Annotated in this window: 8 protein-coding genes; all 8 read right to left on the bottom strand. The window is 62.2% G+C overall.

Translation table 11 applies throughout. The annotated features are described in order from the left end of the window. Nucleotides 1-36 precede the first annotated feature (36 nt). Complete coding sequence (locus tag X743_RS139255) at nucleotides 37-306, bottom strand: hypothetical protein (protein WP_023769152.1); 270 nt, start codon at nucleotides 304-306, stop codon at nucleotides 37-39. Then, nucleotides 299-1,960 (bottom strand): GMC family oxidoreductase N-terminal domain-containing protein, encoded by a 1,662-nt coding sequence (locus tag X743_RS139260; RefSeq protein WP_051508647.1) that lies wholly within the window; start codon nucleotides 1,958-1,960, stop codon nucleotides 299-301. Before X743_RS139260 ends, X743_RS139255 begins: the two co-directional genes overlap by 8 nt. A gap of 438 nt (nucleotides 1,961-2,398) precedes the next feature. Further along, nucleotides 2,399-3,886, bottom strand: coding sequence for an NAD-dependent succinate-semialdehyde dehydrogenase (locus X743_RS139265; protein WP_023769150.1), 1,488 nt, complete (start codon nucleotides 3,884-3,886; stop codon nucleotides 2,399-2,401). A gap of 2 nt (nucleotides 3,887-3,888) precedes the next feature. Further along, entirely contained in the window at nucleotides 3,889-4,725 is an 837-nt protein-coding gene (locus X743_RS139270) for a CoA ester lyase (RefSeq protein ID WP_023769149.1), read from the bottom strand. Next, on the bottom strand, nucleotides 4,725-5,585 hold the full coding sequence (locus X743_RS139275; RefSeq protein WP_023769148.1) for a MaoC family dehydratase N-terminal domain-containing protein: 861 nt from the start codon (nucleotides 5,583-5,585) through the stop codon (nucleotides 4,725-4,727). The genes X743_RS139270 and X743_RS139275 overlap by 1 nt, the downstream gene beginning before the upstream one ends. 12 nt (nucleotides 5,586-5,597) lie before the next feature. Beyond that, a complete protein-coding gene (locus X743_RS139280; protein ID WP_023769147.1) occupies nucleotides 5,598-6,755 on the bottom strand; it encodes an acyl-CoA dehydrogenase family protein in 1,158 nt (385 codons plus the stop codon). Beyond that, nucleotides 6,755-8,089, bottom strand: a complete 1,335-nt coding sequence (locus X743_RS139285; RefSeq protein ID WP_023769146.1) for an MmgE/PrpD family protein — start codon at nucleotides 8,087-8,089, stop codon at nucleotides 6,755-6,757. The genes X743_RS139280 and X743_RS139285 overlap by 1 nt, the downstream gene beginning before the upstream one ends. Further along, a complete protein-coding gene (locus X743_RS139290) occupies nucleotides 8,086-9,252 on the bottom strand; it encodes a CaiB/BaiF CoA-transferase family protein (RefSeq protein ID WP_023769145.1) in 1,167 nt (388 codons plus the stop codon). The genes X743_RS139285 and X743_RS139290 overlap by 4 nt, the downstream gene beginning before the upstream one ends. Nucleotides 9,253-9,333: the final 81 nt, after the last annotated feature.

Raw genomic sequence — 9,333 nt, 5'->3', positions numbered from 1 at the left:
GCAAAATCTGGCAAAAAGAGCCCAAACGCTTCCGACTCAATCCAGTCCATCAAATGCCGGGACTAAACACCTAGCCCGTTCGATCATCGGGTGCTCCAAGACACCTGAACGGGCTCCGGCAGCGTCGAGCACCAAAAGCCCGGCCATCTGACTGACCACCTGGCACAACAGTCCAAAGGCCTCTTGGGCATCGAGAATGTAGCCTGAGGTTCGATCGTCGAAAGCGAAGCCCTCGGACGTGGGATCTGGGACAGACGCCAAGCCAAGCGTCGCGGTGTCGGGGGAAAAACCGGTCGCGTCAGGCATCTATGGGCTCAAGCTTGCGGCCACGGATCATGTCCGCCGCTTTCTCGGCGATCATCATCGTCGGCGCGTTGGTGTTTCCGGAGGGCATGCTCGGCATGACGGATGCGTCGCACACGCGAAGGCCTTCCAGGCCGTATACCCTCAGTTCATTGTCGACGACCGCCTGGCGGTCCGTCTGCGGCGCCATCCGCGCACTGCCAATCATATGATAGACGGTAATGCCCTTGGCCCTCGCCCAGCCGAGCAACTCATCATCAGAGCGCAGGTCGGGCGCAGGTGCGGTAACGGCCTGAAGCCACGGCTGGAGCGGCTTTGTCTGCAGCATCTTGAGGCCCGCGCGCATGCCGCCCAGCAGCGCCCGGCGGTCGATTTCATGGCTAAAATAGTTGGGTTGAATCTCTGGCTTTTCGAAGGGGTCTGCCGAGCGTGCCTTGACGTAACCAAGGCTTTCTGGACGGGTCTGCCAGACGCCGAGGGTCATACCCGGAAACTTGTCGAGCAGACCGACTACGCCTTCCCGGAAGCTGGCCGGCGTGAACACATATTCCAGATCCGGAATATCCAATGCCGGATCCGATTTCCAGAAGAGGGACACGAGCGAGGGACTGACGGCAAGCAGGTTTGGCCGGCCAATTGCCCAGCGCATCATCTCCAAGAGCAGCGGCGGCCCCTGCACCATGTTGTTGATGGTGCGAATGTTCTTCAGCCGCGCCACCATGCGAACGCCGTAGTGGTCGCGCAGGTTGTTGCCGACGCCGGGGAGTTCATGCACCAGCGGCACGCCGATCGCCTGGATCACGTCGGCCGGACCGATGCCCGACATCTGCATGAGCTTCGGCGTGTTGAGCGCCCCTGCCGTCAGGATGACCTCACGGCGGGCATGGACATATTCGAAACGCCCCGTGGCTCCGCCTTTCCAGTAGGAAATTCCCAGGGCCCGACGCCCTTCAAACACAATTCGGGCCGCCTGCGAATCCGTCCGGATATCGACATTCTTGCGTTTGCGGGCCTTGCTTAGAAAGGCACGAGCAGCGCTGTACCGGAACCCGTTCTTGATCGTTCTTTGGAAGTAGCCGCTCCCACCTTGGTCGCCGCTGTTGTAATCGGGATTTCGCGGGATTCCCAGTTGCTCCGCGCCTTGGATGAAGGCCTCGCAGATCGGGTGCTTCCAGTCGAGGTCGGTGATAGGCAGTTCCCCGGAGCGCCCGCGAACCCTGTCGTCGCCAGGCCCGATGCGCATCTCCGACCTTTTGAAATATGGGAGCACGTCGCGATAGCTCCAACCGGCGTTTCCGCGCTGGGCCCAGCCATCGTAGTCGGAACGCTGGCCGCGAACATAATTGAGGCCATTGATCGAACTCGAGCCACCCAGCACCCTGCCCTGCGGCAAGGAGAAACTCCGGTTGTCGGTGTAGGGCGACGGGGTCGAGGAGAAATTCCAGGTCAGGGTCTTGGAATAGATGTTCTTGATGTACCCGGCCGGGATGTGAATCAACGGATTGAGGTCGCGCGGCCCGGCTTCCAGAACGCACACTGTGGAACCGTCCTCGCTAAGCCGGTTGGCCAGGATCGACCCGGATGTGCCGGCACCGACAATGACATAGTCGAACTCACCAGTGGGGCTGCCCCTGCTATCGTCCCTTCCTCTTGGCATGCAGAAATACGATCTCCCCGCTTCTTCAGATTGTCTTCTAAGCAGACAATCTGCTATCCGTCAATCTGATGATAACCCTGGCCGCTCGGACGCATGGCCGGTAGTCGGTGCTGGCGGTCTCAAGGCGTGGAAAATTCGGCGTCCGAGGCCCCAAATAGCGAGGAATAGCGTTTGATCGACTGCGTGCGCTCGGCAGGACGTGGCGATCCCCCGCCGGGTTGGCTGACGCCCGATGAGGCGGCGAGCCGACCCTTCACTGGCGAGCCGTCAACTCAGCATCGATTGTTCGAGAGGCCATACGTGCAATGGCGCCAGACCTACCACAGGCCCGCCAAAAGATTTTGGCAGGGGGAGAACAGTTGATGGTCGCACCCAAGGCTCTGCACGATTGCAACCGGGGAGAACACTCGCTCAAGTGGAGAAGGTGTGTGTTGCGCCTCAGTGGGGGACCCCGCCAAAACACAGATATTTCAGCTCCAGGTAATCATCGACGCCGTATTTCGAACCTTCCCGGCCAAAACCTGACTGCTTGATACCGCCGAATGGCGCGACCTCGGTCGAAATCAGCCCGGTGTTGATGCCGACCATGCCGTATTCCAAGGCCTCGGCGACGGCCCACACACGGCCCATGTCCTTGGCGTAGAAATAGGCCGCAAGCCCGAATTCGGTATCATTGGCCATCTCAATGACGTCGTTGGCGGTTTCGAAGCGGAACAAGGGCGCCAACGGTCCGAAGGTCTCTTCGTGGGCCACCGCCATCTTGGAGGTTACCCCGGTCAGGACGGTCGGCCAGATGAAATTGCCGCCGAGAGGATGGTCAGGCCCACCCGCCACAATGCTGGCGCCCTGAGAGACGGCGTTCTCGATGTGGCGCCTGACCTTGGCCACGGCGCGGTCGTCGACCAATGGGCCGATCTCGGTGCCTTCCGCGAAACCATCACCGATCTTGAAGGCTTTGACGCGACGCGCGAGCTTGTCGGCGAACTCTTCGTAGATGCCGCTCTGCACGTAAAGGCGATTCGCGCAGACACAGGTCTGGCCAGCATTGCGGAATTTGGAGACGATGGCTCCTTCGACGGCCGCATCGACATCGGCATCGTCGAAGACGATGAATGGCGCGTTGCCGCCCAGTTCCATGCTGAGCTTCATGACTTGCGCGGAGGCTTGTGCCATGAGGGTGCGGCCGACCTCGGTCGATCCGGTGAACGTGAGTTTGCGAACCTTCTCGTTTTCGCAAACCTCATCGCCGAAGTCCGAGCTCTTCGTGATCGGGACGACGCTCAGCAGCCCGGCTGGCACACCTGCCCTGTCCGCAAGCACGGCTAGAGCCAGGGCCGAGAGAGGGGTTAGCGCTGCCGGCTTGAAGACGATCGAGCAGCCTGCCGCCAGCGCCGGAGCGATCTTGCGCGCCACCATCGCAGACGGAAAATTCCAGGGCGTGACAGCGCCGACCACGCCGACGGGTTGTTTGATTACAACGATCCGCTTGTCACGGGCATGCCCCGGGATCGTGTCGCCATAGACGCGCTTGGCCTCTTCTCCAAACCATTCGATGTAGGACGCGCCATAAAGGATCTCGCCCTTGGACTCGGCGAACGGCTTGCCCATTTCAGCGGTGAGGATCGTCGCCAGATCATCAAGATTGGCGATCGTCAGCTCGTACCAGCGGCGGATTACTGTTGCGCGCTCCTTGCCGGTGCGGGCAGCCCATTCCTTCTGGGCTACGTAGGCCACGTCGATCGCCTGCGCGATCTCGGCTCGAGAAAAATCGGGTAAAGTGGCCAGCACTTCATTGGTCGAAGGGTTGGTGACCTTGAAGGTCTTTCCGGACCGGGATTGGCCGAGCCATTCTTTGCCAATCAGTCCCGCTTCCCGGATCAGATCCTGGTCCTTGACCTTGCTTAGGAGTGTCGCTGATAGGGCCATGGTTAGACACCTTTGTTGGATTGCGAACGGCCCCGAAGCAGAAGCGCCCGGGCCTGCGCGAGAATGGGAGCGTCGATCATCTTGCCGTCGACAAGGCGCGCGGCGCCGTCCTCGGTCGCGTCGGTGACGCGCTGCGCCCAGCGCAGTTGCTCGTCACTCGGCTGGAAAGCCGAGATGACGTGGGAAATCTGGGCAGGGTGGATGCAAAGCTTCCCGCCGGCCCCATGATCCAAGGCTTGCCGGCATTCGGTGACCAGTCTGGTGGTGTCCGTGATCTCGAAGGATGGGCCATCCAGCGGCAGGGGCTTGCCGGCGGCCCTGCTCGCCACCGCCAGCCGCATCATGGCATGCGCTTTGAGGTCATTGGAGGCAGGCACCCCCAGGTCCAGCGCAAAATCCGCAGGGCCGAAGGCCAGTCTGGCGACATGCGAATGGGCGGCCAATGCCCCCGCCGTTTCCAGCCCCCGCGCCGTCTCGATCAGCGCCATGATCTCGGTGTCGTCACCCAAAACCTGAACCACAGCGTCTAGGCTCGCCGCCGACTCCGCTTTCGGCAGGCAGATGCGCCGAAGCCCGAGTGTCCTGAGCACGGCAAGGTCGTCAGCGTACCAGCTGCTGTCCTGGCCATTCACCCGGACGTAGGTGGGGTTCCCCAATGTCAGGGCATGATGAAGGTTGGACCGGGCGCCATCCTTGGCGGCAGGCGCAACAGCGTCCTCAAGATCAATAATGACCGTGTCGGCTCCGGACCGGTCGGCCTTTTCAAAACGCTCTGGCCGATCAGCCGGAACGAACAAAGGCGCGACAGACGTAAAATGCACGTCGCCCTGTGTAGACATCAGGCCATGCCTCCATCGATATCGGCTTCCATGTGCACCGCGCCGCCCTCGCCTTGTGTCCAGAGGCGCCGACCATCGACGCCGGCCCTGACGGTCAGTGCACGGTCCGCGATCGCCGGAGCTATCCCGCGGTAGCGAAACGTCAGGGGTATAGCGACGCCTTGGGACGCCGCGAGGTTGAGAAGGAGCGTAGCCTGGAGGGGGCCATGGACAACCAGTCCCTCATAGCCTTCAGCCTCGGTCGCATAAGGCCAGTCGTAGTGTATACGGTGACCGTTAAAGGTGATCGCGGAATAGCGGAAGAGCAACGTCGACGAAGGAACGACAGACCACACTTGCGCTGCTGGCCGGATTGTCGTGGGCGCCGCCGGCGAGGCGTTTCGAGACACGCCATTTCCCAATCCCGCGGCTTCCCGGTAGACGATGTCCTGTCGTTCACTCAGGGCGAGACCACGGTCGGAATGGTAGGTGTGGCCGACCGCGACGAACCAGAGTTCACCGGATCGGCCTTGCTTGCGCACTATGTCCTGGATGGTAGAGACCTTGCGGACTTTGTCACCAACTCTAAGGTGATCATGCACCTGTAGCTCACCGCCAGCCCACATGCGGCGCGGCAGCGGCACGGGCGGCAACGACAGGTTCTTGGCGGGGTGACCGTCAGCCCCCAACCGTCCCATTCCGGCAATGGCCGGCGACAGGCACCAATGAATGCCCAACGGGGCGGTATCTGCGGGCAGCGGCGCCAGATGGGGTTCAAAAACGGCGCGGAAGCTCTCTACGAGGCGCTCTGAAACAACATCGATGCTTTCGGTCTGACGGCCATGCCATTGCGCCGATAAGTCCTGTTGGGTCGTGTTCACTGGCCCTGACCGTCAGTACGAACGCGGCATCCCGAGCACATGCTCGGAGAGATAGGACAGGATGAGGTTCGTCGAGATCGGGGCAACCTGGTAAAGCCTGGTTTCGCGAAACTTGCGTTCGACGTCGTACTCTTCGGCGAACCCGAAGCCGCCATGCGTCTGGATACAGGCGTTGGCGGCTTCGTTGGAAGCATCAGCAGCCAGCATCTTGGCCATGTTCGCTTCAGCGCCGCAGTCCTGGCCGGCCTCATAGAGCCGCGTGGCTTCGCGGACCATGAGTTCGGCTGCACGCATGTTCGCGTAAGCCCTTGCGATGGGAAACTGGACGCCCTGGTTGGCGCCGATGGCCCGGCCGAAGACATTGCGGTCGCATGCGTAGGTAGAAGCCTTGTTGATCAGCCACTTTGCATCGCCGACACATTCGGCGGCGATCAGAATCCGCTCGGCATTCATCCCGGAGAGGATATACCGGAAGCCCTTGCCTTCCTCACCGACCAGGTTTGCGGCAGGGATCTTAACGTTGTCGAAAAAGACCTCTGTCGTGGAATGGTTCATCATCGTGCGGATCGGCCGAATTGAGAGACCCTGCTTGAGCGCTTCCTGCATATCAAGGATGAACACGGACAGGCCCTCAGTACGCTTTGCGACCTGATCCCTCGGAGTGGTCCGGGCGAGCAACAGCATGAGATCCGAGTATTCGGCCCGACTGGTCCAGATTTTCTGGCCGTTGACCACGTAGTGATCGCCGTCCTTGCGCGCGAAGGTACGGATTGAAGTGGTGTCGGTGCCGCTGGTCGGTTCGGTCACACCGAACGCCTGCAGCCTCAATTGTCCGGAGGCGATTTGCGGAAGATAGCGCTGCTTTTGCGATTCGTCGCCATGGCGCAGCACCGTGCCCATGACATACATCTGGGCATGGCAAGCCGCACCATTGCATCCCGCCCGCTGGATCTCCTCGAGCACTGCGGCCGCGGCCGAAAGCGTCAAGCCCGACCCGCCATATTCCTCGGGGATCAGCGTCGCGAGGTAGCCGGCCTCAGTCAGCGCGTTGACGAAATCCACGGGGTAGGCCCGGTCGGCATCGAGCTTGCGCCAGTATTCGCCCGGAAATCGCTCGCAGAGCCGACGCACGGCATCGCGGATGTCCTCGTTATCAAAGTCCTTGAACATCAGGCGCTCCGCGCGGCATGAACTTGGGGACGCGCCTCCCCAGCGGTCTCAAACAGACCCAGCAAGCGCACCGGACGGTCGTCGACAAGGCCAAGGATAGCGCCGATCAGGTCGTCGGCACGGGACTGCGAGGTGCCGCCGGCGACAAGCTGCGTGCGCGCCTTTTGAGACAGCTCGGCCGCCGTCACCGGGTTATCGGGATCGCCTTTGGCGTCGTGTCGGGTGGCCGAAAGACGTCTGCCGGAAGCCGTCTCGACGATCACCTCGGCGCCCCATGATTGCGGATAGGCGGCATCGATCGACGGCGCCAGCTCGAGCTTGACCTTCTTGCGTTCGCCGACCATCCGTTGCCGTACATCAGCATCGAAGCTGGCCTGGTCGACGCGGCCGTCCGCCAGCGCTATCGCCACCGTGTGCTGCAGCGAGAATTTGGCACTGTATGGATCTTCGGGAGTGGGCCGGTCGCACACGTCGAGAGCCGCCCGGTAAGCTCCGACATGAACGCTTGCGATGGTTTCCCCGGCGATCTCATCGTGCAAGGCGATCGCGCCGTCGATCGCCGGGTGGGTGTGTCTGCAACACGGCCATGGCTTGATCGAGGTGCTGATCAACTGCCAGGCTCGCTCAGGCCCCGCCGTAACGGCCTCCGGGATCGGGTCCGGGCACAGACCGGCGTAGAAGCCCTTCTCGCCTTCCAGGATGTCCTGGGCGCCCGTGAACCCTTCCTTGGCCAGGAATGAAGCCAGGACGCCTGACTCGGCAGCCCTGGCGGTGTGGAGATGCTTGCTCATGGCGCCTTCGGCAAGGAACTCCCAAAGGCCCGACGACTGGGTACCCGCATTGCCAAGCGCCCATACGGTCCTGGTATCGTCGAGGCCGAGGAGCTCCGCCGCTGCGAACGCCGCACCGAACGGCCCGCAGGTCGAGGTGTTGTGCCAGACCCGGTAATGCTTCTTGCCGACCGACATGCCAACCCGGCAGCAGGCCTCGTATCCTGCAAGAACCGCCCGAAGGAACGCTTCACCGCCAAGATCATGGTCGTGGGCGACCGCCCATGCCGCAGGAATGACGACGCTGCCCGGATGGGTCACCGAGTCCCGGTGGAGATCATCCATCTCCAAGATATGCGCCAGACCGCCCAGATAGAATGCCTTGCGAGCGGTATCGGCTTGCGCCAGCGGGGCGACCGCCTTAAGCATGCGGGCGGGCTCGCTCGGCAACGCGCCAAGCGCGCAGGCGAGCGTATCCAGGACGAACAGTGATGCCCATTCGAGGTCGCGATCGGTCACCGGTTTTTCCCGGATCAGCCGGGTCAGGTCGCGGGTCAAGCTCATGGCGCAGCACTTCCTATTCGTTTGGGATCCGCTGTATCTGGTGGACCGAACTCGCGCCGCAAAGCCACATCGTGTTCACCAAGCGCCGGGACCCGGCCAAGCACGGGGCGTTTGCCATTGACCGTGACCGGCGGCGCAAACAGCTCGACTTGACCAACGGCGGTCTCCACCGGAACTTTGGTGGCACTGCGATGCACCGCCAGATCCGCCATGGTCGACACACGGCCATAGGCAATTCTGACGCGGTCAAGCAGTTCGCACAATCCAGACATGGTGTGGGTAGCCAGGATCGCCTGCACGCACGCGTCAAGCGGCTCGCGGTTGTTGATGCGAAGCACGTTGCGTTCGAATCTCGCGTCTGTTGCAACCGCCGGCTGGCCCAGGACACTGTCGCAGAAGACGACCCATTCGCGCTCGTTCTGGACGGCGATCAGAATTTCCCCGTCACTCACCTGAAACAGCCCGTAGGGCGCGATCGAAGGGTGGGCGAGCCCAAGCCGCCGCGGCTCTTTGCCGCCGTAATGACGCGCCAGATAGGGAACGTTCATGTATTCGGCGAGGGTGTCGAAAAGGGAAAGCTGCAGGTGAGCCCCATCCCCGGTTCGACTGCGCATGATCAGGGCTTCGAGGATGGCGGCGTAGGCCCCCTGCCCCGTAGCGATATCGGAGATCGATATGCCGACCCGGGCCGGGCCAGAAGTTGCCGACCCAGTGACGCCCGCCAAGCCCGCTTCCGCCTGGATCAGCAGATCGTAGGCCTTCCGCTCATGGTCGGGCGTTCCAGGTGCGTAGCCACCGATGTCACAGACGATCAGCCTGGGAAACCGCCGCCTGAGGTCGGCGCTGCCGATGCCCAGCCTGTCGGTTGCGCCAGGCGCCAGGTTCTGGACGAACACGTCGGCGCTGGCGAGCATGGATTCAACCAGCGCAAGATCATCCGGCTGCCTCAGATCGACGGTGCACGACTGCTTGCCGCGGTTGTTCCAGATGAAATAGCTGGAGAGGCCGCGAACATAGTCGTCATAGCCGCGCGCGAAGTCGCCTTCGGGGCGCTCGAGCTTGATGACCCGCGCACCCGCGTCTGCCAGACGGGACGTCGCCAAAGGCGCGGCCACGGCTTGCTCCAGCGAGATGACGGTCGTTCCCTCCAGCGCGCCTGGCATGGCTCGCTCCTTTGCTGCTTTTCCGATACCATCGCACCGGAAGGGGTGCTTCCGTCAAATAGCGTTTTGTAATGGGAGGTA

The sequence above is a fragment of the Mesorhizobium sp. LNHC232B00 genome (assembly GCF_000502435.1).
GTDB classification, from domain to species: domain Bacteria; phylum Pseudomonadota; class Alphaproteobacteria; order Rhizobiales; family Rhizobiaceae; genus Mesorhizobium; species Mesorhizobium opportunistum.
The sequence above is the reverse complement of the archived record's forward strand: the minus strand, read 5'-3'. Positions and strand labels throughout refer to the sequence as shown.

Bases quoted from the DNA above. Each gene is read 5' to 3' on its own strand.
- X743_RS139255 (WP_023769152.1), bottom strand. From the start codon at position 306: ATGCCTGACGCGACCGGTTTTTCCCCCGACACCGCGACGCTTGGCTTG.
- X743_RS139260 (WP_051508647.1), bottom strand. From the start codon at position 1,960: ATGCCAAGAGGAAGGGACGATAGCAGGGGCAGCCCCACTGGTGAGTTC.
- X743_RS139265 (WP_023769150.1), bottom strand. From the start codon at position 3,886: ATGGCCCTATCAGCGACACTCCTAAGCAAGGTCAAGGACCAGGATCTG.
- X743_RS139270 (WP_023769149.1), bottom strand. From the start codon at position 4,725: ATGTCTACACAGGGCGACGTGCATTTTACGTCTGTCGCGCCTTTGTTC.
- X743_RS139280 (WP_023769147.1), bottom strand. From the start codon at position 6,755: ATGTTCAAGGACTTTGATAACGAGGACATCCGCGATGCCGTGCGTCGG.
- X743_RS139285 (WP_023769146.1), bottom strand. From the start codon at position 8,089: ATGAGCTTGACCCGCGACCTGACCCGGCTGATCCGGGAAAAACCGGTG.
- X743_RS139290 (WP_023769145.1), bottom strand. From the start codon at position 9,252: ATGCCAGGCGCGCTGGAGGGAACGACCGTCATCTCGCTGGAGCAAGCC.